The sequence below is a fragment of the Methylobacterium sp. NFXW15 genome (assembly GCF_049887755.1).
Classification (GTDB): domain Bacteria; phylum Pseudomonadota; class Alphaproteobacteria; order Rhizobiales; family Beijerinckiaceae; genus Methylobacterium.
Genome location: NZ_JAGEKG010000008.1, coordinates 52,372 through 76,988 on the forward strand (window position 1 = coordinate 52,372; position 24,617 = coordinate 76,988).

Consider the following 24,617-nt stretch of genomic DNA (forward strand, 5'->3'; position numbering starts at 1 on the left):
GCTCGGTGACGCGCGCCCGCGCGTCGCCCTCCATCGCGTTCAGGAGACAAGATCCGTGCCCAAGAACCCCTTCGCGCGCGCCCTGTTGGCGGCGCTGCTCGGCGCCGCTTTCTCGGCGTCGGCGACGATCCTGCCCGCCCACGCGGACATCAAGGACTACCAGTTCCAGCTCGTGCAGCAGGAGGCGAAGGTCGGCGAGACCGTCGTCGCCGTGCGCCTCATCGACAAGCGGACCGGCAAGCCGGTGCCGGACGCCGTGATCTTCGCCAAGCGCCTCGACATGGCCCCCGACAGCATGGAGGAGATGGTCACCCGTCTCGAGCAGCTGCCCTCGACGGAACCGGGGATCTATCGCTTCAAGGCCAAGCTCTCGATGGCGGGCGGCTGGCGTCTCTCGCTCGGCGCCAAGGTCCAGGGCGAGACCGGCACGGTCGAGGACAAGCTGGTCTTCCAGGCCGTCAAATGAGCCGAGCGGCATGGCTTGCCGGGATCCTCGCCGCGTTCGCGGCGGGGGGCCTCGGCTACGTCGCCGGGCATGGGGGAAACCCCGTGCCGGCCTTCGCGGCATGGGTCCATTCCCGGGGCGTGGCCGCGCCTCCCCCCGCCAAGGCGAGCGGGCCGGTGATCTACTATCAGGATCCGGATGGGAGGCCGGTCTATTCGGCGTCGCAGATGGCGACCGAGGATGGGCGCCTGTTCCGCGCCGTGCATGCCAGCGAAGACGTCAGCTTCGAGGACGCGGAGGAGGCGGAGCCCTCGCCGACGGAGAGGGCCGCCCAGGGCATGGCGCAGGGAGAGGCAGGCAAGGGCGCCGGGGCCTCCCGTCGCATTCTCTACTACCGCAATCCGATGGGCCTGCCGGATACCTCGCCGAGCCCGAAGAAGGATTCGATGGGGATGGACTACATCCCCGTCTATGCGGGCGACGACGAAGGCGGCGACATCGTGACCGTCTCGCCCGGGCGGGTCCAGCGCACCGGCGTCCGGACCGAGACCGTGGACCGGCGGGTGGTGGCGCAGCCGGTGCACGTCCCCGGCACCGTGGCGCTCGACGAGCGGCGCGTGACCGTCGTGGCGACCCGCTCGGACGCCTATGTCGATCACGTCGAGAACATCACGACAGGTGACCGCGTCCGCAAGGGGCAGGCGCTGGTCCACGTCTACTCCCCCGACATCAACGCGGCAGCGGCTCAGCTCATCGCCAACCCGGGCTTCGACGGGGCCCGGCGGCGCCTGCAGAATCTGAACGTCTCGGAATCCGTGATCGACGAGATCGAGCGGGCCCGGAAGGTGCCGATGGCCATCACCTGGGCCTCGCCCCGGGACGGCCTCGTCCTGCAGCGGAACGCCGTCGAGGGCATGAAGGCAGCTGCCGGTGATATCCTGTTCCGGATCGGCGACATCTCGACCCTCTGGGTGCTGGCGGACGTCCCCGAGCGTGATCTTTCCGGAATCAAGGTGGGCCAGACCGCCACGGTGCGTGTGCGGTCGGCGCCGGGCCGCAACCTCTCGGGCAAGGTCGCGGTGATCTACCCGCAGGTGAGCCCCGAAACCCGGACCACGCGGGTGCGGATCGAGTTGCCGAATCCCGATGGAACTCTGCTGCCGGACATGTATGCCGACGTCGACATCGCCACCGGCGATGGAAGACCGGTCGTGGCGGTGCCGAGCGATGCGGTGATCGACACGGGCGAGCGACAGGTCGTGCTGATCGATCGTGGGGAGGGCCGCTTCGAGCCACGGGCGGTGACGATCGGCGTTCGCGGCACGGACTACACGGAAATCCGCGACGGCGTTGCCGTCGGCGACAGAGTGGTGACGGCAGCGAACTTCCTGATCGACGCGGAGAGCAATCTCAAGGCGGCGCTCCAGTCCCTCGCCTCGGCCAGGGACGACCGGCAGGCTGCAAAGGCGGGAGGCATGCCGTGATCGCGCGCCTCATCGGCTGGTCGGCCCGCAACCTCGTCCTCGTGCTGGTCGGGACCGTCTTCGCCGTCGCGGCAGGCGTCCTCGCATTGAGGACGCTTCCCCTCGACGCGATCCCCGACCTCTCGGACGTCCAGGCCATCGTCTACACCGAGTATCCGGGGCAGGCCCCCCAGGTCGTCGAGGACCAAGTCACCTATCCCCTCACCACCGCCATGCTCACGGTGCCGAAGGCCAAGGTGGTCCGCGGCTTCTCGTTCTTCGGTGTCTCGTTCGTCTATGTGATCTTCGAAGACGGCACCGATCCGTATTGGGGCCGGTCGCGGGTGCTCGAATATCTCAACGCGGCGGCGAGTCGCCTGCCGACCGGGGTGACACCGACGCTCGGCCCCGATGCCACCGGTGTCGGCTGGGTCTACCAATACGTCGTCGTGGGCAGGGAACGGACGCTCGCCGAGCTGCGCTCGATCCAGGATTGGGTGATCCGCTTCGGTGCCTCGCGGGCCGAGGGTGTGGCCGAGATCGCCAGCGTCGGCGGCTTCGTGAAGCAGTACAACGTGGTGGTCGATCCGAACCGCCTGCGGGCCCAGGGCATCTCGCTCAACAGGCTGCGGGACGCGATCCGCGCGAGCAACGCCGATGTCGGCGGCCGCACCGTCGAACTCTCCGAGTTCGAGTTCATGGTGCGGGGGAGGGGCTACCTCAGAAGCGTCGCCGACATCGAGAACATCGTGCTGAAGACCGCCGGCGGCACCCCCTTGCGGGTCCGGGATGTCGCCCGCGTCGAACTGGGGCCGGACGAGCGGCGCGGCCTCACAGAGATGAACGGTGACGGCGAGGTCGCCGGCGGCATCGTCCTGCAGCGCTTCGGCGCGAACGCCCTGAGCGTCATCGAGGGGGTCAAGGCGAAGCTCGCCGAGGTCGCCAGAAGCCTGCCGGCCGGCACCGAGATCCTGCCGGTCTACGACCGCTCGCAACTGATCGATGCCGCCATCGACACCCTACGGAACACGCTGGTCGAGGAATGCGTCGTCGTCTCCCTCGTCTGCGTCGTCTTCCTGCTTCACGTCCGGAGCGCGCTCGTCGCCATCCTGATGCTGCCGGTCGGCATCCTGATGGCGCTCGGCGGCATGAAGGCGCTCGGCATCGGCGCCAACATCATGAGCCTGGGGGGCATCGCCATCGCGGTCGGCGCGATGATCGACGCCGCTATCGTCATGATCGAGAACGCCCACAAGCATCTGGAGCGCGCGCCCGAGGGCAAGCCACGCATCGAGATCCTGATCGAGGCCGCAAGCGAGGTCGGGCCGTCGCTGTTCTTCTCGCTCCTCGTCATCACGGTCAGCTTCCTGCCGATCTTTACCCTGGAGAGCCAGGAGGGACGGCTGTTCGGGCCGCTCGCTTACACCAAGACCTTCGCCATGGCGGCGGCGGCGTTGCTGTCGGTGACGCTGGTTCCGGCGCTCATGGTTCTGTTCGTGCGCGGGCGGATCGTCCCGGAGCATCGCAATCCGCTCAATCGCCTGCTCATCTGGCTCTACCGGCCTCTCATCGCCGGGGTGCTACGGGCCCGTGTGCTCACCATCCTGATCGCCATCGGCGTGCTGGCGGCGACCGTCTGGCCCGCCCGGCAACTCGGCTCCGAGTTCATGCCCGATCTCGACGAAGGTAGCCTGCTCTACATGCCGACGACCCTGCCGGGCATCTCGGTGACCAAGGCCGGGGAACTCCTGGCGACCCAGGACCGCATCATCAAGAGCTTCCCGGAAGTCGCCTCGGTCTACGGCAAGGCGGGCCGCGCCAACACGGCGACCGACCCCGCGCCGATGGAGATGTTCGAGACCGTCATCGCCCTGAAGCCGAAGGCCGAGTGGCGGCCGGGCGTAACCCTCGCCAGCCTGAAGGCCGAGATGGACGCGGCGCTTCAGTTCCCCGGCGTCTCGAACGCCTGGACCCAGCCGATCCGCGCCCGCATCGACATGCTCTCCACCGGGATCCGCACGCCGGTCGGCATCAAGGTCATCGGGACGGACCTCAAGACAATGGAGGGCATCGCCCGGCAGGTCGAAACGGTCATCCGCAAAGTGCCCGGCACGTCGAGCGCCTATGCCGAGCGGGTCATCGGCGGGTATTTCCTCGACATCACGCCGGACCGTGAGGCGCTGGGGCGCTACGGCCTGATGGTCGGCGACGTGCAGGACGTCATCGCGACGGCTTTGGGCGGGCAGGCCGTGACCAACACGGTCGAGGGCCGCGAACGCTACACGGTCAACGTGCGCTACCCTCGCGCCTTTCGCTCGGACCCGCGCGCCATCGCGGACGAGGTGCAGGTGCCGCTTCCCGCTGGCGGCACGGTGCCGTTGCGTGAGGTCGCCAAGGTCGAGTTGACCCGGGGGCCGACTTCGATCCGCACGGAGAACGGGCAGCTCGCAGTCTACGTTTTTGTCGACATGGCTGGTCGCGACCTCGGCGGCTACGTGGCGGAGGCGCGCAAGGCGGTGGCCGACGCCGTCACGCTTCCGCAGGGCATGGCGCTCCAGTGGAGCGGGCAGTACGAATATCTGGAGCGAGCCGAGGCACGGCTGAGGATCGTTGTGCCGCTCACGCTCCTCGTCGTGTTCCTGCTCCTCTACCTGAACTTCCGGCGGCTGACCGAGACGCTCATCGTGATGCTGTCGCTGCCCTTCGCCCTGGTCGGCGGGGTGTGGCTGCTGTGGGGGATGGGGTTCAACCTCTCGGTGGCGGTAGCGGTCGGCTTCATCGCACTCGCCGGCGTCGCTGCGGAGACCGGGGTCATCATGCTGGTCTATCTCGACCATGCCTGGGACGAGGTCCGCACCGCTTGCGCGCGTGAAGCCAGGCCGCCGACGCGGGCCGATTTGCGCCGCGCCATCATGGTCGGCGCGGTCGAGCGGGTTCGACCCAAGATGATGACGGTCGTCGCCATCATGGCCGGGCTCGTACCGATCCTCTGGAGCCAGGGCGCGGGTTCGGAGATCATGCAGCGGATCGCCGTGCCGATGATCGGCGGGATGGTCTCTTCGACCGCGCTGACCCTCGTCGTGATCCCCGCCGTCTACGCACTCGTGAAGGGATGGACGCTTCAGGCCGAAGGCGATGCCGAGGCGCAGGGGAAGGCGCCGCCACGCGCGGTCGCAACCCTTTCCGATCAGGCCGACATTCGCCCGTCGTAGATCGTCGCCGCCCAGCGGCCCGCTCGCGCGATCCGCTCAGACGATCTTGGTCCGGTCCGAGACCAGACGAAGGCCCGGTGTCGTCCTGCCGCCCAGCGCCGTCGCCACCTTCTGCTCGAGTTCGCCCTTGCGAAAGGGCTTCAGAACGATGGCATCCGGGCCGTTCGCCCCGGCATCGGCCAGCGCGGCGGTGTCAGCGAAGCCGGTCACGAACAACACCGGCATGGTCGGCCAGCGCTTCCGGATCTCGGCCGCCACTTCGGCCCCGTTCATGCCCGGCATCGCGAAGTCGAGAACCACGAGGTCGATGTGAGGATCGGCTTCGAGGGCTGCGAGCGCCTGCAGGCCCGACGTGGCCTCCCGAAGCTCATACCCCGCCTCGGAAAGGCGCGTGACCGTCACCTCGCGCACCCCGGCGTCATCATCCACGACCAGGATGACGGCTTGGCTCGCTGGGCAATGGGCTGTTGCGTTCTCGGCGGGGGTTACCTCGGCGCACATCTCCATCTCGGTTTCCTCGACGCGAGGAAGGTAGACCTTGAATGAGGTGCCTTCACCGAGAACCGTGTCGATGCGGATGCCGCCGCCGGACTGCTTGATGAAGCCGAAGACCTGCGCGAGGCCGAGCCCCGAGCCCTTTCCGGTCTCCTTGGTCGTGAAGAACGGTTCGAACACCCGCGACAGCACCTCGGGGGGCATCCCTGTCCCGGTGTCACTGACCGAAATCATCACATAGTCGCCGGGCTGCGGCTGCTCCGGCCGGGTCGGCCTGCCGGTGATGGTGACGTTGGCCGTCTCGATGGCGAGCCGACCACCCACCGCCATGGCATCCCGGGCGTTGATCGCGAGATTGAGGATGACGAGCTCGATCTGGGTGGCGTCGATGAGCGCGGGCCAAAGCCCGTCCTGCAGCGTCGTCTCGATTTGGATGGAGCCGCCGATGGAGCTTTGAAGCAGGTCGCGCATCGACACGACCGTCCGGTTGAGGCTGACCGGGGTCGGGACTAGCCGTTGGCGCCGGGAGAAGGCCAGGAGCTGCGCGGTCAGGTTCGCGCCGCGGGCGGCGGCCCCGCGCATCATGGCGAGCCGCCGCTTCGAGCGCTCGTCGGTGACGGCGCGTTCCAAGAACTCGATGTTGCCCGCGATGACGGTGAGCAGGTTGTTGAAGTCGTGCGCCACGCCGCTGGTCAACTGCCCGACAGCCTCCAGCCGTTGGCTGAGCCGCAGGGCATCCTCCGCGCGCTCGCGCTCGACGATCTGATCCTCAAGGGCAGCGTTGGACACGGCGAGCTCGCGGGTGCGCTCCAGGATGCGCGCCTCAAGCGTGTCGTTCAGGGTCTGCAGGGCGGCCTCGGCGGCGCGCTTGTCGTGGCGCGCACGCCGCTCGGCCAGGGCCCGGACGATGGTCCGGGACATGCGGTCGAGTCGTTGCTTCGTCACGTAGTCGGTGGCGCCGTTCTTGATGGCCTCGACCGCGACTTCCTCGCCCAGCGTCCCCGAGCAGAAGATGAACGGCGTATCCGGGCATTGCTTCCGGGCAATGCCCAGCGCGCTCACGCCGTCGAAGGTCGGCAGGACGTAGTCGGCAAGGATGATGTCGTGGCGGCCCTCCACGGCAGCGGCGGCGAACTCGTCGCGCGTGATCACGCGCTCGATCACCACCGGATGGCCGAGGTTCTCCAGTTCCGCCTCGATGAGTTCCGCGTCGAGGTCGCTGTCTTCCAGGTGAAGGATGCGCAGGGGGCCGGCTGCGGGCCCGATTATTCGTTCGATGGCCAGCCTCCCTTGTGCGGGGGCGGCTCGTTCAGGAGCGCCCAGAACACGCCGATCTCCTTGATGGCCGCAAAGAACTCATCGAAGGCCACCGGCTTCACCACGAAGGCATTGACCCCGAGTTTGTAGGACCGGACGACATCGGCCTCCTCCCGGGATGAGGTCAGCATCACCACCGGGATACCGCGGGTCGCGGGGTCCGCCTTGACCTTCTCCAGCACCTCCAGCCCGTCGACCTTCGGTAGCTTGAGGTCGAGGAGCACCACGGCGGGGTCCTGCACCTGCCGGGCCTCGTGCAGGCCGCGGCGAAAGATCCAGTCGAGCGCCTCGGCACCGTCGCGGCAGATGACGATCTGGTTCGCGAGCTGGCTCGATTCCAGCGCAGCCAGGGTCAGCTCGATGTCGTTCGGGTTGTCCTCGACGAGGAGGATCGGCTTCAGTCCCGCCATGTGGCTACGCCTCCTCCCGGATGGGTAAGGTAAAATGGAAGATGGCGCCTTCGCCGGGCTTGCCCTCGGCCCAGGTCCGGCCGCCGTGACGCTCGACGATGCGGCGGACGTTGGCGAGCCCGATGCCCGTGCCCTCGAACTCCTCGACACGGTGCAGGCGCTGGAACACGCCGAACAGCTTATCGACATAGGCCATGTCGAAGCCTGCGCCGTTGTCGCGCACGAAGAACACCGCCTCGCCGTCCTGGGGCGGCAGGCGCCCGACCTCGATGACCGCCTCGGGCTTGCCGCGGGTGTACTTCGCCGCGTTCGAGAGCAGATTTTCGATGACCAGCCTCAGCATGATCGGATCGCCGTGGACGCGGCCGAGCGGGCCGATCTTCCAGCGCACAGTCCGCTCGGGCGCGACGTCGCGCATCACCTTGCGCCTGACCTCCTCGACCAGGGCGTTCAGGTCGCCGCTCACCTTGTTCAGGGAGTGGCGCCCCATCTGCGAGAAGGTCAGAAGGTTGTCCACGAGGGTGCCGGCGGAGAACGCCGCTTCGATGATCGTATCGACGTAGTGCCGACCCTTCTCTGAAAGGTTGGCGCCCTCCTTGTTCTTCAACAGGTTCGAGTAGCCGACGATGTGCCTGAACGGCGCTCGCAGGTCGTGGCTGACCGAGTAGGAGAACGCCTCCAGTTCCTTGTTCGAGCGCTGAAGCTCCTCGCTCATGGCCGCGAGTTCCTCGGCCCGGCGCAGCACGATGCCGAGGACCGAGGCGCGCAGGTCCTTGGCCGCCTCGACCTCCGGCACCGACCAGGGCAGCGAGCGGCCCTTTACGGTCTCCTTCCAGATCTCGAACGACTTGCGGGGGTGCAGCCGGTCCGGTCCCCCATCGGGATCGGGCCGTACGGCCTTCACCGGATTGCCGCCCCACTTCACGGTGCGCACCACCTCCGGCCTGAACCAGAGGACGTAGCTCGCGTACCGCTTGGAGATCGAGATCGCGAGCAGGCCGCTCGCCCTGTCCGCGAAATCCTCGGCACGGGGAAACCCCTCCACCAGGGAGTCGGTCGCGAACACGTCGTCGGAATCCGAGCGGGCCGACAACCAGTCGTAGAGGGCGCGGACCTCGCCCTCGGCTGGGGTCGCACCGAGCAACCGGCACCGGTCGCTCGTCACCACGGCCGCGCCCGAGGCGTTCACCAAAGCGAGGACGTCGTCGGGGTGATTCAGCAGGCCGTCGATGAAGCTCTCCTCCTCGGCCATGTAGCCGAGGAGCCGGGACTGGACCGCGCCGAGCGCCAAGCGCTGCTCGGCCTGCTCGCCGCGGACCTTGGCGGAGAGCTGCAGGGCGAAGATCTGAGTGAGGAAATCGCAGGCGTTGCGGGCCAGCAGCGGCACCCGCTTGGAATCCTGGTTGTGGCAGGAGACGAGCCCCCACAGCGTACCGTCGACGAGGATCGAGACCGACATGGACGCCATCGTGCCCATGTTGCGCATGTATTCGACATGCACCGGCGAAACCGAGCGCAGCACCGACTGGCTCAGATCGAGGGGCTTGCCGGCCGGAGTCATCGCCGGCCTGAGCGGCACCGGCACGTAGGCCGCATCGGGAATGATGCGCAGCCGGTTGCGGCGGTAGAGTTCGCGCGCCTGGGCCGGGATGTCGGAGGCCGGAAAGCGCAGATCGAGATAGCTCGGCAGAACGTCGTTGCCGTCCTCGGCCAGCACCGTCCCGTGCCAATCCCGGTCGAACCGGTAAACCAGAGCCCGGTCGAAGCCGGTGACATGGCGGATGTCGACAGCCAACAGGTGGCAGAGATCCTCGACGGATCGAGCGGCGTGAAGACGCTCGACGAAGGCCCGAAGCCGGGGGGTAAGCGCATCGAGGCCCGCATCGCCCGAGAGGTCGTCGGTCTCCTCAAGCTCCAGGACGACAAGACCGTCGACGCCGTGGGCAGCGACCTCGTAGGCCTGATGGGCGCCCCCGATCTCCAGGGTGACCGTCCGAAGGTAGACCGCCCCGTCCTGCCGGGCTTCACCTGTGAGGTAGCGGCGAACCAGCGCCGCGAGTTCCGGATAGGCCGATTCGAGACCGGTTCCGACCGTGGCGGACGCGGGTGCGTTGGCGCTGGCCTGAAGGATGGTCAGGTCAGGTACGTCGAGGGCCAGCAGGAAGCCGTGCGGCTGAACGCTGCCGACGATATGAATGGGCTCGCGGTCGCAGGCGGAGAGGTCGATTTGCTGCTGGGCTGCGTTGCTGCTCTGTATCAAACCCGATCCCGCGTTCGGACGGTCCCAGTATGGGGCGCTCGCGCGTGTTACCAGTCGGGAGCGGCCGCCGATATAGGTCAAAAGCACCGGTGCAGCGTCGTGTACTTCGCCTTCTGATGAGGGGATGACCGGGCGGAATCAGCCCGGCTCTGCGAAGGCGGTACTGAAGGGTGCTTCGCCAGCATCCAGGGTGGCCATCATCACGATCCCGACGAAGCCGATCCGGAGCACGCAATAAGCGATCGACCAGGTTGTCTATGGCGTCGCAGCCCAAGCCGCGTTAGGCGGCCACCTATGTCTAGTGCACCAAGCCGCCGGGCGATTCTTGCTGGTCTTACCGCGGTCGCTGGCGCGAGTACCGCCAGCCTCGCGCTCGAGGGCGCACCGTCCGACCAGGCTTACCGCCCGTTCGGCCCATGGCTCAAGCGCCCAGACGATTGGTCTGGTCTCTATAACTTGGCCTGGGCTGCCGATGCGGGCTTCCCAGTCCCCCTCAACGGCATCGATGACGACAGCGTCGGCATCCAGAAGATCATCGACAAGTTCGGGTGCCGCCTGTTCAATCCAGGCCGTTACGTCAACATCAAGACGCAAGGACTCGTCTACGAAGGTGGCGGCGCCGTCATCATGGGCGCCAATCCCGAATTCTCGATCTTCGCGCGCAACATCGCCCTCCAGACGCTGGAGAGCGTGACGATCCCGTACCCAGTCTCCGGCCCGGTGACCTCGACGCGCGGCGTAGCGGCTATCCGGCTCGGTTCTCGCACCGATCAGGCGAAATCCGCTGGGCGCGGCCTCGTGCAGGGAATCCGTTGGGAGCACCCGGGGCGTCTCGTGGGCGCGCTCGTCGGCAACGAGACCCTCGCCGGGCAACTCTCTCACAGTGAGGCGATGCTCGAAGTGTGGGGTGGCGCCGGTTTCGCGGTCGAGGACTGCCAGCAGGGCGGCGCTGTCTACACCTATGCGTTCTACGGCGGCGACAGCAAGCGCATGCTCCGGTGCCGAAGCCTCGCGCAGATCTGGGATCGGCGAAACCCGCGGATGCAGGAAGGTCAGGCCGCCGTCCTTCTCGCGCATGGTGGAACGGCGCATGGGGCCGGGACCTCGTTCTGGGCCGATTCCTGCACCCTCTACGGCGGCGCCACCACCGTTCCGCAGACCTACACGGTGCAGGAGGACCTCACCCAAGCGAGCGCCGTCGCTCCCTCGGCGAGCAACGTCGCGGTGACCACGACGCGGCGAGCCGGCCCGCTCTGCATCTTCGAGATCCAGAGCCAGGAGGACTTCCAGATCCTCGACTGTTTCTCGTCTGCTGCCGATCGGTACAACATCAAGATCGCCGCCGTCCGTCCGGACGACATTCTCCTGAATGGCAGTATCATGGGCGGCGACCACGACGAGAGCAACGAGGCCAACATCGCCACCTTCTGCCAGGGCGCGAATTTCGCCAGCCTGCGGCGTATGACCATCGCCAACACCCGGTTGAACGGTCAACTCATCGGCAAACGAGCGCTCGACATCAACGGCGATCATGGCTTCACCAGCGTCGCCTTCCTGCAGATCATCAACATCCTGACGACCGCCCATCTCGGCGGGGCCGTCCGGATCAGCGGTGCCGATGGCGGATTCCTGCGCTCGTCCATGATCTGCGGCTACAACACCGTCGGCAACGACATCACCGCACCGAGCAAAGGGCGCCTGTCCGACGTCTGCGGCATCGATATTGTCGGCCAGACCCGGAACTTCCGCACCGAGGGCGTGACGTTCGTCGGGGGCGTCAACGACACCACCACGTCCGGGAAAGCCCAGATCGGATACCTCGACGAGACCGCCGGCCGCAACAACACCTACACCGGCCTCAAGTCGATCGGTCTGAAGGCCGGCGGTCGGTCCGTCTGGAGCGGAACCAAATTCGTCGAGGACACGGCGCCCTGAACGTCCGACAGCCGGCATGCTCCAGCGGTTGCCGGGGCCACCGGGTCGCGTCGAAAACGGAGTTGCTGCTGAGGGTGAAACGCGGTTTGTCCGCTTCCAACCCAAAAGGAATGGAAGCGGACACTCAATCGGCATCACGAAGCCGAGTATCGAGCTCAGGCGGCGCGGACGGTCGCGAGGAAGCGAGCAACCTCGGCAGTAAGATGCTCGGATTGCCGCGACAATTCCGAAGCGGCCGACAGCACTTGGCCAGCCGCCGCTCCAGTTTCCTCCGAGGCCTGGGCCACGCCCGCGATGGTCCCGGTCACTTCCGAGGTGCCGATCGCAGCCTGCGAGACGTTGCGCACGATCTCCTGGGTGGCCGCAGCTTGCTCTTCGACGGCCGCCGCAATGCTGGTGGCGACGGTGTCGATTTCGCGAATGCGGTGCGTAATGCCGCCGATGGCCGAAACCGCCTGATCCGTCACGCCCTGGATCTCGCCGATCTGGCTGGCGATCTCCTGCGTGGCACGGGCCGTCTGCTCGGCCAGGGCCTTCACTTCGGTCGCCACCACCGCGAACCCCTTACCGGCCGCGCCGGCGCGCGCCGCCTCGATGGTGGCGTTGAGGGCCAGGAGATTGGTTTGACCGGCGATCCCGGAGATGAGGCCGACCATCTCGCCAATCTTAGCCGAAGTGGCCTTGAGCGCCTGGACGAGATGAGCGGTTTGAGCAGCCTCACCGACAGCGGATTGCGCCAATCCAGCCGAACCCTGCACCTGCCGACCGATCTCCTGAACCGACGAGCCCAGTTCCTCGGCCGCCGCTGCGACGGTGTTGACGTTGGACGAGGCCTCCTCGGCGGCGGCCGCCACGGTGATCGACTGGCTGGCCGTCTCGGCGGCGGTCGAAGTCATCTGCTGCGCGGTCGCCTGGAGTTCGGTCGATGACGACGACACCATTCCCACGATACCACCGACCGACCGCTCGAAGCTGTCAGCCAACTCGATCATGGTGCGCTTGCGCTCGCGCGCGGCGGCCTCGTCGGCTAACCGCTTCATCTCCGCCTCTTCCAGGGCCTTGCGGGCCACCATCTCCTTGATACCCTCGACGGCCTTGCCGACAGCGCCAATCTCGTCGCCGCGATGGGCTTCGGCAATCTGCGCATCGATCTCGCCCTTTGCCATACGCTGCAACACCGAGACGAGGTTGCCGAGGGGACGGGTGATACCGATGACCGAGACGAAACTCGCGACGAGGAGGCCGACCATGAGGCCCAAGGCGCTGAGCCCTATCAGCGTATGGCGGGTGGTGTTGGTCAGATCGGTCAGATCGGCAGAGCCCTTGCGCATGAACTCCTGAATATCATCACCGAGTTTGTTGCCCTCTCCGACCATGGCGTTGAAGGTCGGATCGATCGCCCTGTGAACGAGAGCGATTGCTTCAGCATTCTGATTGGATGTGCCGAGGCGGCGAACCTCGCTGACGTCTTGGGCAAAGCGGTTGATCCGTGCCGTCTGGGCGTCGATGCGTGCCGTGAAGGTCGGCGCTTTCTCGCGAAGGATAGCAAGGCTTTCCGCCATCTTGGGCAAAGTTGTCTCGAAGCCCTTGTTGGCGGCTTGCATCTGGCCGTCGTCGGTCTCCGCGATGATCCTGTACACCCAGTAATTCAATTCGAAGATGAGGCGGTTGGTCCGTCGCGCGACAGTGGCAGCTTCCGCCTCGTTGTCGATGAATCTCGTATAGGAGTCATCGATGAGGGTCATACGCCCTTGCGCATACCAAACGCAGCCACCGACAACTACCGCAATGAAGACGATTGCTGCAGATATTTTCGGAAGTATCCGAATATTTTTCATTTTTACATCAGCCGTGATAGCAAGGTCGATAACGCACTTAATCTCATATTACGGTAATTTATTAGTTAAATTTTATAATGCGCAGCCTTATAGTTTCATATACTGACCCGAATTTTCACTCATTAATAATGCATGTATATCGAATAGTTCTCGAAAATGTGTATCAGCCCAAATGACAGGTTTATAGCTACGCTGAGAGCGGTGCGAGTTGTCGACAATTCACTTTGGCAAGAATCGGCTCAAGCTCATACGTGGTCGCCCAGAGTAAGACCGGGTCGCTTCCTGGATCAGGCGACGACAGTTCAGGCGGCGAGGTCGGGTCGGAAGCGGGAGAGCCGGTCGGGGCGGAACGGAGATGCTCCGCATTCGCGCTGACCCGCGATGCCAATCGCTTACGAAGGATTGGGTGCGAACATCGCGGCGACGCAGTGGGGAGCCTCCGGGCCAAAGAACCGGGCAAGGTTTCGAGCAGAGAAATCCGCGACCCCAGCGCTTCGGGGAAACAGGCTTTGCTCGTATGCGGCGAGCGCGAGGTTGATAGGGTCGGGCGAGGCGATGATCGCTTTCGCGAGTTCGGCGCCGTCGAAAAGGGCGAGGTTCGCTCCTTCGCCGGCGAACGGCGACATCAAATGCGCGGCATCGCCGACGAGGGTCACACCGGGCACTCGGTCCCACCGGTGGCCGACCGGCAGGGCGTGGATGGGCCGGAGGACGGGATCGTCGTCACTGGTCGTGATGAGATCGGTGAGGTGCGGGGCCCACCCCGCGAATTCGGCCGCGATGCGGGCCAAGGTAGCCTTCGTGTCACGGACTTTGATGGCATCGAACCAGGATGCCGGCCTCCTCAACGCGGTGTAGGTGTGCAGCCGCCCGTCCGCATACCGATGGGCCAGAATGCCTTGGCCCGGCGCAACGGCCATCAGCGTCCCGCCGCCTATCGCCTCCGCACTGGCCGCGAGGCGCTTGTCGCCGTCGCGAACCGTCGTCTCGATGAACGACACGCCGGCATAGGCGGGCATGGCGCGCGAGAGCATTGGGCGGACCTTCGACCATGCCCCGTCCGCGCCTACGAGCAAGTCGGCGGTGACCGTCGCGCCGTTCGTGAAGGCGACCGTGTGCCGCCCGTCGCCGCCTACAGTGACTGTAGCCGCCCGGTGGCACCACCTGATCGTCCCGGCGGGGAGTGAGGCGATGAGCAGCCGCCGCAGATCACCGCGATCGATTTCGGGCCGATGGTCCGCAGAGTCGCCGGGCCGGTCAAACAGGATATGGCCGCTTCGATCCACGACCCGCTTCGCGTTTTCACCGGGGCGCACGAGACGGAGGAAGCCGTCGTGGAGCCCCGCGGCCCTCAGGGCGATCTGTCCGGTGGGCTCGTGGATGTCGAGCGGGCCGCCCTGGGCACGCGCATCGACCGATCGCTCCGCCTCGTAGACCGATGCCGACATCCCATGAAGATGGAGGATGCGGGCCAGCACGAGGCCACCGGGGCCTGCACCAAGAATCGTGATCGACTGTCGCATGGGTGCGCTCCCGCGACCGGGTGCGACCGGAGCCTTGAATGGCCGGGCACCACGGTGACCCGAGATCATCGGGCGATTGCTTCGGAGACGCTGGCCGATCCACGCGAGGAGCGTGAATGACATGTATTCGACGGCCCTATCCCGGGCGATCGTTTTTCGCGACAAGGCCGAGATTACTCTCGGCCGACTGCTCCGGCAACGGTTCGATCCCGCCGCAAGGACAAACAATCACGTCGCGGAGGCACCGATGGCGGTCCGGACGACCGTATCGGAAGCAGAGGGCCGCTCGGGGGAGAACGGCGTTGGCCTGCCGCCCCCCGCTCTCACTCACGCCCTGTGCTTCTTAGAGCTTCCCGATCAGCGGGCATCCGCCCTGGCTCATCGGCTTAAAGGCCTGATCGGCGGGGATCGTGGCGAGGCGGTTGTAGAGGTCCCAGGGCCCTTTGGACGCGGACGGTGCCTTGACCTCAAACAAGTACATATCATGAATTTTGCGGCCGTCGGCCCGGATCATACCCTTGCCGAATAAAGGATCGTCGGTCGGGTTGGCTTTCATCCAATCCATGACGAGCTTGGCATCCTTCGACTTCGTCGCCGCCACCCCTTTCAGGTAATGCATGAGTCCAGCATAGACCCCGGCCTGATTCATCGTCGGCATATTGCCATTCGCGCGTTTTGCAAATCGTTCTGAAAAATGCCGGGTGCCGTCATTCAGGTCCCAGTAGAAAGCCTCCGTGAGGACTAGTCCCTGCGCAACTTCGAGCCCGAGCGCCTTCGCATCGAGAACATAAAACAGGAGAGCCGCGAGCTTCTGACCACCTTGCACAATTCCAAACTCGCGGGCTTGCTTGACTGCGTTGATCGTATCGCCTCCCGCGTTGGCAAGTCCTATGACCTTGGCGCCTGATCCCTGCGCCTGCAGCAAGAAGGACGAGAAGTCGTTTGCGGGGAAAGGCGTCTTCGTCGACCCGATCACCTTGCCGCCATTCCGCGTCACGACAGCTGCTGTCTCATTCTGGAGGGACTGACCGAAGGCGTAGTCCGCAGTAAGGAAAAACCATGTGTCGCCGCCACGTTTGATCATTGCGCTACCGGTTCCGTTCGCGAGCGCATAAGTGTCGTAGGTCCAATGAACGGTATTGGGCGAACATTGCGATCCCGTCAGATCGACGCTGCCAGCACCAGAGTCGATGAAGATTCTGTTCTTCTCGCGTGTGATCTGGCTCACCGCCAGCGCGACCGAGGATGTAGGCACGTCGAGGATCGCGTCCACACCATCTCGATCATACCATGAACGCGCGATGCTAGCGCCGATGTCCGGTTTGTTCTGATGGTCGGCAGACACGACCTCGACAATCACGTCCTTACTCAACGCGGCGAAGTCCTCGACAGCAAGCTGAGCAGCAATAACTGAACCTTTCCCGCCGATATCAGAGTACACGCCTGACATGTCATTCAGAACGCCGACTTTTATGCTAGTCTGCGCTGTGGCAGTGCTACTCAGCAGCGCAACTGCTCCAACCGATGCTAGAATAGCCTCGAGAGTCCAGCGGAACAGTCTAAAATTGGAGCAGGTCTTCAAGGCGGGCTCCTCCCAGTTCGCTTCGTCGTTTGCGAGCGTGAGAGCCTCGAATACCGAGATGAAGGGCTGTCCGTCGAGCCTGTCCACTGAGCGGCCGTCCAAGTCTGTCATCCGGATGACCGCTTCGGAGAGGGCCATTCATTCGGAGAAGCAGACAGGCTTCCATCAATCTATGACGGTCATCTCCGAAGAATGGACGCGTCTCTTAGAGCAGACCTGAATCGCACCTTCATCCAGAACTAATGTCTTGCTCAGCACGCAGTTCGGAGCCGGCGTCAGATGCGTAGGCGTTGATGATGCTGGCCAATAGGCCGGGAAAGCGCGCTTCCACCTCAGTCCAGCGGGAATGATTGCGCAGCTCGACGCCATGGCGTTCGCTACGGATCAGACCGGCCTCGCGCAAAACCTTGAAGTGGTTGGACAACGAGGATTTGGGGATGACCCGATCCCCCACCGCCGACAAGGCCGAGCAAGCCTCGACGCAGCCAGCCCGCATGATCTTGGCGAATATGGCTGCACGGTTCGGGTCGGCGAGCGCATGGAGGATCGCCTCCGGACGGAGATCCTCGATCGCGGGGTGAAGCAGGGGTCTCATCGTCCGTCCATATGGGGTCTTGAAAGATCCTTCGTTAGTTCCAAAGTTCCGAACTATGGGATCAAGGCTGGCGCCGCGCAGCCGACCCATCGTGGGAATAGCACACATGTCAAAGCTCAGCAGCAAGGTCGCCGTCGTCACCGGAGCCTCGAAGGGCATCGGAGCGGGTATCGCCAAAGCTTTGGCGAGAGAGGGCGCTGCCGTGGTGGTGAACTATGCATCGAGCAAGGCGGGAGCCGACGCCGTCGTGGCGGACATCACCTCGGCCGGCGGCCGAGCCATCGCGGTTCAGGGTGACGTGTCCAAGGCATCCGAGGCGCAAAGGGTGATCGACGCAGCAGTGAAGCAGTTCGGTCGGCTCGACGTTCTGGTCAACAACTCCGGCATCTACGAGTTCGCTGCGATCGAGGACGTCACCGAGGATCACTACCGCCGCCAATTCGACGTCAACGTGCTCGGCATCCTGCTCGCGACGCAGGCGGCCGTGAAGCATCTCGGCGAGGGCGCAAGCATCGTGAACGTTTCATCTGCGATCACGCATGTTCATACGCCCACGGCGGCGGTCTATGCGGGAACCAAGGGGGCCGTGAACGCCATCTCGGGGGTTCTTGCCAATGAGTTGGCCCCGCGCAAGATCCGCGTGAATGTCGTCAGTCCCGGCTTCGTCGTAACCGAGGGTACGCACACAGCGGGCGTCGTCGGCTCCGAGATGGAGAAAGGTCTCGTCGCACAGACCCCCCTTGGCCGCGCGGGTCAGCCGGACGACATTGCGACGGTCGTTGCTTTCCTCGCCTCCGATGATGCTCGTTGGCTCACCGGAGAGAACATCACCGCCAGCGGGGGTATTCGCTAGAACATGACGACCGCATCAGTGGGCGCGCTCGCGCCGAGCTGCGCGGAGGTGCGATAGTCGGTACGCGTGTCGGTGAGCCATATTCGGCCACCGACACCGTCAGCTCTTCTGCCCATGCCGCAAGCGAATTCACGACGTCATCTGTCCAGTCATTCCACAATCGACCTAGAGCCGCCCCCGTCGATGGATTCCCGGCCGTCCTTGCGAGCGTCAGCGAAGCAATCCAGGGAGGCGCACCGTTCTGAAGCGTCCCGCTGCTCTGGATGGCTTCGCTCACGCTCGCAAAGACGGAGGTACGTGAGCCCATTTGATCGAAGACGGCTTTAGAGCGCCTGACAAAACCATCGTTCGATGGAGCGCCGGGCGATGCGACGGCGGGTCAGCGACCGGCGGCAGCGACGGTGGTCGTAGGCCTTGTCGGCGTACAGCTTCGAGAGACGCTTGCGCAGCGCTCCCCATCTCCCGGGGCAGCAGCTCCCACGGCATGCATGAGCGCAGCACGAACAGGATCCCCGTCAGGGCCGCGCGGTCGGAGGTTCGAGTCCGACCGTCCCTGGGCTTGGCCCGTTCAGGCGGCGGTAACGATGCGATCGCGGCTCACAGACCATCGGGAAGGAGCGGTCTCGCCATTTCCGCTCAACACGTCAAACCCAGTTTCATCAGGGTCTCTTAAGATGAGGCCGTTCGCATCGTCGTCATCAAATCGGTAACGTGAGACCAATCCCCACTGACACATGCCTCAGGCGGATTTGTCAGGCAGGTGAAAGAGGTCGACGAAGGACCGCGCCAGTTCGAACTCACCTGGGAAGGTACGCCTTCATCGGTCGCGGCGTCCTTCGGCCCGGTACGATCATGTCGAGTGAGGCGACCGGCGCTCCGGCGGGCCACCTGATCGGCTTGGCCGGTCCAAGACAGGGCGCCTGAGGGGAGAATTGTCATGGCCAGCGAGAAGCTTACGCCTGTTAACAGACGTCCGGGATGGTCGATTGCTTTCCGAACGCAGCCAATTCGTTCTCTACCCTGACCCGTCGTTCCGTAAACGACCCAACACAAGCGTCAGGAACAGCGTTTGTACTTCTCCAAATCAGAGATTCATCGACGCTGAGACTTGATGTCGAAGCGGCAGTGAACCGAGCCATTCGTGCATCATGGGCGGGGCTCTTCCTGCCGTTGCGGAGCGCTTCGCACCTCAGCAACGCGACTGAGCTTTCCCGTCCCGCGGGTATCCTAGCCAATTATACTCGCACAACTCGTATAGCCCAACTCGCGGCAATGGGTATTTCTATTTATACATACATATTCTATAAACTCGATTCCATTATGAGGGACTCAAAATTAGCGAAAGGCAGTTAGCTCATAAACAAAAGAGTGACCGTTCGATCTGCTCGATGCTTTGACCATCCGTAGAAGTAAGGTCGGCTAGCTTGCTCTATGGACAGGACTGTCGATGAGTGACGTATCCGATACTATAAGCCACCACCTAGCCGAGGGAGACTTCGAATATGCGGAGGAGATCGCCCGCGCGGCGCTGAAAGCCCAGCCGGGAGATCTCGCGCTACGCCTGAGTTTCGCCGATTGTCTGGCCAAGCAACTCGTGTTCGATCGCGCCATCGAGCAGTGCCTCCACGTCCTCCATGCGCCGAACGTGACACAGGCAGACGCCTTGGTGGCGTCGGATCGCCTCTTCCGATGCGCGAGCCAGCTCGGGCAGCCGGAGCTCGGATTGCCCTATCTCGACCACGTGGATTTGAGGCACTCCCCGCACGCCAGCGATCGATGCTGGCGCCCGCGCCTCCTGTGGATCCTGGATCGGCTGGAGGAGGCCGCGCATGACTTCGAGCGCCTTCTCATCGAATTCCCCGGCGATCCCTTCGTGTCCCATTTCCTGGGAGAGACGATGCTGATGTTGGGCCGGGAGGACGGGCTTCGGCATTCCATCAGCTCGACCAGCCGATCCTTCTTCAGTACTTACTTTCCGGAAACACCCCTGATCGAGCGGATGTGGGAGGGAGAGCCGCTGCACGGCCGATCGATTACGGTCCTCGCGACCGGCGGCCATGGCGATTATTTCCGCATGGCCAAGCACATTCGCCAGCTGAGGGCCTTGGGTGCCAGCCACATCATTGCGACGACCAGGGGCCGCTATCGCGCGCTCATCGAAAGCGCGGGGGCCGATGAGGTTGTCGGCTTCGGCGAAGTCGATGCGGCGAAGCAGCGGTCGGATTTCTGGGTCGGGACGTTCGGTCTGATCCGGGCCGATCTTGCGGGTGGGGCAGCTTGTAAGGCCAGTGGGTATCTCACGCCGCCGGACAGCATGCAGGCTCAGGCCATCGCTCGCCGGATGCGCGGCCGGGCGCAGGGGCGACCCTGCATCGGCCTGTACTGGCACAGCGACGCGCCTGGTGGCGAAACCAAAAGTGTCCCTTTGCACTGTCTGATCCCGCTGCTGGCGCGGGATGACATCCATTGGGTGATTCTTCAGCAGGGCTTTGGTCTTCGCCGCTTCGTCGAGGCGGGGCTGGACCGCCACGCGACTGTAGTCGATGCGGATCTTCCGTTCGACGATGCCGGAGCACTCTTTCGCGAGCTCGATGGCTTGGCCTCGATCGACGCGTGGCCCTTCAACCTCGCTGGCGCGGTCGGGACCCGAACCTGGCTGATGGCCGGACGGATACTGGAGGCCATACACCACAACAGCGAGCGGGACTCGTTCCTCTATTCCGACTGCGCGACGATCGCCCGGCAGCCTAAGGTGGGCGATTGGCCTGGGGCCATCGCGCGCCTGAACGCGGAACTCGACGCTGATCTTCTCTCGGCTTCGTGGACTGGGAGGCCACAAATCCGGGTGGTTTGATCGGGCGACGGACAGCCGCCGCTCAAGGTGGCCGGTGGCGGTCGTTCAAAACGGGTGTGAGACTCGGGGCCGGGGCGACGAAATCAGCCCAGGCAGAAGTCGGCGGACCCTGACACCCGGGAGGCGTGCAGGACCCGCCGTGTTCAAAGCCGGGTGACTACGGCTTGGTGGCCGGCGCGGGGTTGGTCGTCGCGGGCGGAGGGGCGGGGTTGGCCGGCGCCGTGGTGGCAGGCGGCGGGGGAGGGGGAGGCGCGGGGTTTTCGGCCTTCTTCTCGTCCTTGCAGGCCGCGAGCGCGAGCATGCCGGCGAGCGGCAGCAGGTAGCGAATACGCATGGGCGTTCCTCCGGTTTGGCCGTTGGTGGCGGCCAGGAACGTCAGCCGATCGTTTTTCGATCCAGCGCGCCGCTGTCCCTGCCATCGACCAGATGCCGCCTCACGATCAGCAGGGTCGCGGTGGGCGACGATGATCGGCTCCGACCCGGGAAGCTAAGCCGACCATGCATGTCGGGTGTTACCGGCGGTGCCGACGATCCCGATCCTTCAACGCGGGCACCCGGGGCTTCGCCGGAGAACTGCCGTGGGTGACGCACTTGAGCGAGCACGTGGTGGTGCTTTGTGCCGAACCGCCCCCCGATCCCCTATCGTCGAGAACGACAGCGAGGGGACGGTCGAGAATGCGACAGGTGACGGTGAGGCTGATGGAGCCGGGTCTGCGCCCGCGGCGGACAGGCTGAGGGCTTGGGTGACGTCGGAGCAGTCAGGGGGAAAGCTGGGGGCATGAAGGCCCCGGGCTGTCTGGGACACCCGGAGCTTCAGTTTGAGGTTGCTGAAGTCGCGAGGGAAAGTGGGAGGGAAGGCCGAGCCGTACCGCGCACCAGCGGACATTCTGCAAAGCGCCCGCCCCGGTCGTCCGGCGGCTTGCGGCCATAAGTTCAAAGCGGACGGCCGCCTTGCTTTGGCGTTGGCGAGAATGGAGCGCGACGGAAGAAGGGGTCACGCGAAAGTCTTGGCCCTATGCAAGTGGGCAGCGAAGACAACGGCGAGGGCGCAGAGGGCGGCCATGAACCAGAACGCTCCGGCGCCGAACGCGCCGTACAGCAGGCCGCTCATCGCGGTCATGGCCGCCGACGCCACGCCGAGTCCGAAGTTTCCGTAGAGCGTCTGCGCGCTGGCCGCGAGGCGCTCCGGAACGACCCTAGCGAAGAGATGCATGGCAGCGAGGTGCAGCAGCGCAAAGGTAAACCCGTGCGTCGGCTGGATCGTGGCCAGGATGGGAACCGAGGTTGTCGTGGCCATGATGGACCAGCGCAGTACGCCCAGCCCGGCCGCCAGCATCGCGGCTGAGGCCGTCCCGAGGCGCGCCAGAAGCCAGGGTCCGATGAGGACGAAAACGATGACTTCTGAGGCGACCGCCTCGGACCAGAGCAAGCTGATCGTTCCCGGGCCGATGCCAGCCTCCCGCCAACGGATCACCGCGAAGCCGTCGTTCAGGGCATGGCTGCCAATGATGAGCGCCGCCACCACGAGCATTCGCCGGAACGGCGCAAGGGCCAGAAGTTCACGGATGCCGCCGAAGCCGAGACTGGGAAGCGCTTCCCGTGCGGGTGCGCGTGGTACACAGCCCGTCGCGACAGCTGTGAGCAGAAACAGCACGCCACATGACACGATGATACTTGCCAACCCGGCCCAGGCGATGAGCACACCCGAAACCAACGTTCCAAGCACGAAGGCTGCGGAACCCGCGCCCCGGACCCAGCCGTAGGAGAACGTACCCTCCCGCTCTGCCGCGGCGAGCGTGAGCGCATCGGCCAGCGGCGCAAGCGCCGCGATGGCGGCGGCGTGCAGCACGCTGACCACCAGCATCGGCCAGAAGCCGTCGCTGGCGAGATAGGCGAAGGCGATCAGCCCTGACGCGGCGGCGATGAGGCCGAGGACCCCTCGCGTGGCATCGTAGCGATCCGCGAGGTAGCCAGCGACCGGACCCGCCGCGATGCGCATCATGGTGCCCGCCGCGAGCGCGATTCCGATCTCACCGGAAGTGAGACCGCGCTCGCCGAGGAAGCTCGGGAGAAAGGGCGACACGGTGCCATAGGCGGCATAGAGCGAACCCTGCAGCAGCACGAACGCGGGAAACGAGCCCGACAGAACGCCCCCCCAGGGCCTTGTCGTATCCATGCCGTCCGCTCCGCGCGTCGACCGACCTGATGAAGGCCCTACTCGGTCAATCGAATGATCAGCCCCTCATTCGAACGCAGCCGGATCACAGGTCCGACCGGTTCGCCCTCGCGATCGAGCATCGTCGTCACCAGCAGGTGTCCCTCGCGCCCGTCCGGTAGGATCCAGTCGATTGGCTCAGCCCCGAAATTGAGGATCACCGCAACATCTTCCTGGGCGCCACGTCGCTCGAAGCTGAGCACCGAGCCTTCGTTCCTTATCCCCTGGTAGTCGCCGATCGACAGGGCTGACGTGCTACGGCGGAGCGCGAGAAGGCGGCGGTAGAGGGTGAGGATCGATCCGGAGTCGGCCGACAAGGCTTCGATGTTGCGCGCGGTATGGTCCGCCGACAACGGCAGCCAGGGTTCTCCGGTTGTGAAGCCGGCACCAGGGCTCGCATCCCATTGCATCGGCGTGCGCTGCGGATCGCGGCCGAAGCCGAGGCCCGGCTCGGACTTCTCCCACGGATCCTGTATCCGATCGTGCGGAATGTCGACGCGGGCGAGCCCGATCTCGTCGCCGTAATACAGGGTCGGCGTCCCGCGCAGGGTGAGGAGCAGCATGGCGGCCACGCGGGCCTGGGCGTCACCGACCTTGGCGGCGATGCGCGGCTGGTCGTGGTTGCCGAGCACCCAGTTCGGCCAGCCGCCCTCCGGCAATGCGGCTTCGTATTCCCGGATCAGCTTGGCGATGCCGGACGCGTTCCAGGCGGCCTGGATGAGCTGGAAATTGAACGGCAGGTGCGCGCCCGTGAGATCGCGGCCGTAATAGGTGACCAGCCGCTCGATCGGCAGGTAGATCTCGCCGATCAGGACGCGCTGCGGATAGGCGTCGAGCACCTGCCGCATCTCGGCGATCACCTCGTGAATCTCGGGCTGATCGGTCGAATGGATCTGCAGCAGGCTGTCGATCTCGGGGCGCCCGGGCTGCCACGCAGGATTCGGCGGGTTATCGCGGAGATCCGCATCCTTCATCAGGTGCCAGATCACGTCGACGCGGAAGCCATCGACGCCCCGGTCGAGCCAGAAGCGGAGAGCCTCGTGCATCGCTTGGCGCACTTCGGGATTGCGCCAGTTCAAGTCGGGCTGCTTGGTCAGGAAGGCATGATAATAATATTGGCCGGTCGTCTCGTCCCATTGCCAGGCCGGGCCGCCGAAATTGCTGAGCCAGTTGTTGGGCGGCGAGCCATCCGGCTTGGCATCGCGCCAGATGTACCAATCGCGCTTCGGATTGGTGCGGGACGCGCGGCTCTCGCCGAACCAGGGATGCTCGTCAGAGGTGTGGTTCGGCACGAAATCGAGGATCAGCTTCAGGCCCCGCGCATGCACGTCAGCGATCAGCGCGTCGAAATCAGCGAGTGTACCGAAGATGGGATTGATGTTGCAGTAATCGGCGACATCGTAGCCGTTATCGGCCATCGGTGACGGGTAGATCGGCGAAATCCAGATCGCATCCACGCCCAGATCGACGATGTAGTCGAGACGGGCGCGGATGCCGGCAAGGTCCCCGATACCGTCGCCGTTCGTATCTTGTAACGACCACGGATAGATCTGGTAGATTACCCCGTTCTTCCACCACGTCCGAGCCGGCATCGCGATTCCCTTCAAGAGCGTGTGACCG

General features: G+C 65.0%; 16 protein-coding genes and 2 pseudogenes. 6 read left to right on the plus strand and 12 right to left on the minus strand.

Annotated elements, in window-relative coordinates:
• The first annotated feature begins 55 nt into the window (after window positions 1-55).
• Genes J4O73_RS17930 through J4O73_RS17940 form a run of 3 tightly spaced genes read left to right on the plus strand, consistent with a single transcriptional unit; the run spans window position 56 to window position 5,120 of the window.
• Entirely contained in the window at window positions 56-466 is a 411-nt protein-coding gene (locus J4O73_RS17930) for a FixH family protein (RefSeq protein ID WP_426219516.1), read from the plus strand.
• Complete coding sequence (locus J4O73_RS17935; protein WP_426219518.1) at window positions 463-1,929, plus strand: efflux RND transporter periplasmic adaptor subunit; 1,467 nt, start codon at window positions 463-465, stop codon at window positions 1,927-1,929. The genes J4O73_RS17930 and J4O73_RS17935 overlap by 4 nt, the downstream gene beginning before the upstream one ends.
• On the plus strand, window positions 1,926-5,120 hold the full coding sequence (locus J4O73_RS17940) for an efflux RND transporter permease subunit (RefSeq protein ID WP_426219520.1): 3,195 nt from the start codon (window positions 1,926-1,928) through the stop codon (window positions 5,118-5,120). Before J4O73_RS17935 ends, J4O73_RS17940 begins: the two co-directional genes overlap by 4 nt.
• A 36-nt stretch (window positions 5,121-5,156) precedes the next feature.
• Here J4O73_RS17940 and J4O73_RS17945 read toward each other — a convergent pair whose 3' ends face one another.
• Genes J4O73_RS17945 through J4O73_RS17955 form a run of 3 tightly spaced genes read right to left on the minus strand, consistent with a single transcriptional unit; the run spans window position 5,157 to window position 9,599 of the window.
• Window positions 5,157-6,884, minus strand: a complete 1,728-nt coding sequence (locus J4O73_RS17945) for a response regulator (protein WP_426219814.1) — start codon at window positions 6,882-6,884, stop codon at window positions 5,157-5,159.
• On the minus strand, window positions 6,881-7,342 hold the full coding sequence (locus J4O73_RS17950; protein WP_426219522.1) for a response regulator: 462 nt from the start codon (window positions 7,340-7,342) through the stop codon (window positions 6,881-6,883). The genes J4O73_RS17945 and J4O73_RS17950 overlap by 4 nt, the downstream gene beginning before the upstream one ends.
• Before the next feature lie 4 nt (window positions 7,343-7,346).
• Entirely contained in the window at window positions 7,347-9,599 is a 2,253-nt protein-coding gene (locus tag J4O73_RS17955) for an ATP-binding protein (RefSeq protein ID WP_426219816.1), read from the minus strand.
• Window positions 9,600-10,058: 459 nt separating this feature from the next.
• On the opposite strand from J4O73_RS17955, the gene J4O73_RS17960 reads away from it, so the two are divergent.
• Window positions 10,059-11,537, plus strand: coding sequence for a hypothetical protein (locus J4O73_RS17960; RefSeq protein WP_426219524.1), 1,479 nt, complete (start codon window positions 10,059-10,061; stop codon window positions 11,535-11,537).
• 155 nt (window positions 11,538-11,692) lie between these two features.
• Here the strand turns inward: J4O73_RS17960 and J4O73_RS17965 are convergent, their stop codons facing one another.
• The 4 genes from J4O73_RS17965 to J4O73_RS17980 all read right to left on the minus strand — a co-directional run bounded on the left by J4O73_RS17965 (window position 11,693) and on the right by J4O73_RS17980 (window position 17,075).
• Entirely contained in the window at window positions 11,693-13,375 is a 1,683-nt protein-coding gene (locus tag J4O73_RS17965) for a methyl-accepting chemotaxis protein (RefSeq protein WP_426219526.1), read from the minus strand.
• Between the two features lie 392 nt (window positions 13,376-13,767).
• The gene (locus J4O73_RS17970; RefSeq protein WP_426219527.1) at window positions 13,768-14,898 is read right to left on the minus strand and encodes an FAD-dependent oxidoreductase; all 1,131 of its coding nucleotides are present in this window, start codon (window positions 14,896-14,898) and stop codon (window positions 13,768-13,770) included.
• Window positions 14,899-15,241: 343 nt separating this feature from the next.
• On the minus strand, window positions 15,242-16,618 hold the full coding sequence (locus J4O73_RS17975) for an ABC transporter substrate-binding protein (RefSeq protein WP_426219529.1): 1,377 nt from the start codon (window positions 16,616-16,618) through the stop codon (window positions 15,242-15,244).
• A gap of 91 nt (window positions 16,619-16,709) precedes the next feature.
• Complete coding sequence (locus J4O73_RS17980) at window positions 16,710-17,075, minus strand: ArsR/SmtB family transcription factor (protein WP_426219531.1); 366 nt, start codon at window positions 17,073-17,075, stop codon at window positions 16,710-16,712.
• Window positions 17,076-17,181: 106 nt separating this feature from the next.
• Here J4O73_RS17980 and J4O73_RS17985 point away from each other — a divergent pair, with 106 nt between their 5' ends.
• Window positions 17,182-17,928, plus strand: a complete 747-nt coding sequence (locus J4O73_RS17985; RefSeq protein ID WP_426219533.1) for a glucose 1-dehydrogenase — start codon at window positions 17,182-17,184, stop codon at window positions 17,926-17,928.
• A 347-nt stretch (window positions 17,929-18,275) separates the two neighbouring features.
• On the opposite strand, the pseudogene J4O73_RS17990 reads toward J4O73_RS17985, so the two are convergent.
• Both J4O73_RS17990 and J4O73_RS17995 read right to left on the minus strand, forming a co-directional pair.
• Window positions 18,276-18,392 (minus strand): annotated as a pseudogene (locus tag J4O73_RS17990) (IS5/IS1182 family transposase); the annotation flags it as partial.
• A pseudogene (locus J4O73_RS17995) lies at window positions 18,382-18,519 on the minus strand (transposase); the annotation flags it as partial. The pseudogenes J4O73_RS17990 and J4O73_RS17995, both read right to left, overlap by 11 nt.
• An 856-nt stretch (window positions 18,520-19,375) precedes the next feature.
• Between J4O73_RS17995 and J4O73_RS18000 the strand changes: the two are divergent.
• Entirely contained in the window at window positions 19,376-20,782 is a 1,407-nt protein-coding gene (locus tag J4O73_RS18000; RefSeq protein ID WP_426219534.1) for a hypothetical protein, read from the plus strand.
• Window positions 20,783-20,939: 157 nt separating this feature from the next.
• Here J4O73_RS18000 and J4O73_RS18005 read toward each other — a convergent pair whose 3' ends face one another.
• The 3 genes from J4O73_RS18005 to J4O73_RS18015 all read right to left on the minus strand — a co-directional run bounded on the left by J4O73_RS18005 (window position 20,940) and on the right by J4O73_RS18015 (window position 24,589).
• On the minus strand, window positions 20,940-21,116 hold the full coding sequence (locus J4O73_RS18005; protein WP_426219536.1) for a hypothetical protein: 177 nt from the start codon (window positions 21,114-21,116) through the stop codon (window positions 20,940-20,942).
• Between the two features lie 660 nt (window positions 21,117-21,776).
• Window positions 21,777-22,958 carry an MFS transporter gene (locus J4O73_RS18010; RefSeq protein ID WP_426219537.1) on the minus strand — a complete coding sequence of 394 codons (1,182 nt, stop codon included), beginning with the start codon at window positions 22,956-22,958 and terminating at the stop codon, window positions 21,777-21,779.
• Between the two features lie 38 nt (window positions 22,959-22,996).
• The gene (locus J4O73_RS18015; protein ID WP_426219539.1) at window positions 22,997-24,589 is read right to left on the minus strand and encodes an alpha-amylase family glycosyl hydrolase; all 1,593 of its coding nucleotides are present in this window, start codon (window positions 24,587-24,589) and stop codon (window positions 22,997-22,999) included.
• Window positions 24,590-24,617: the final 28 nt, after the last annotated feature.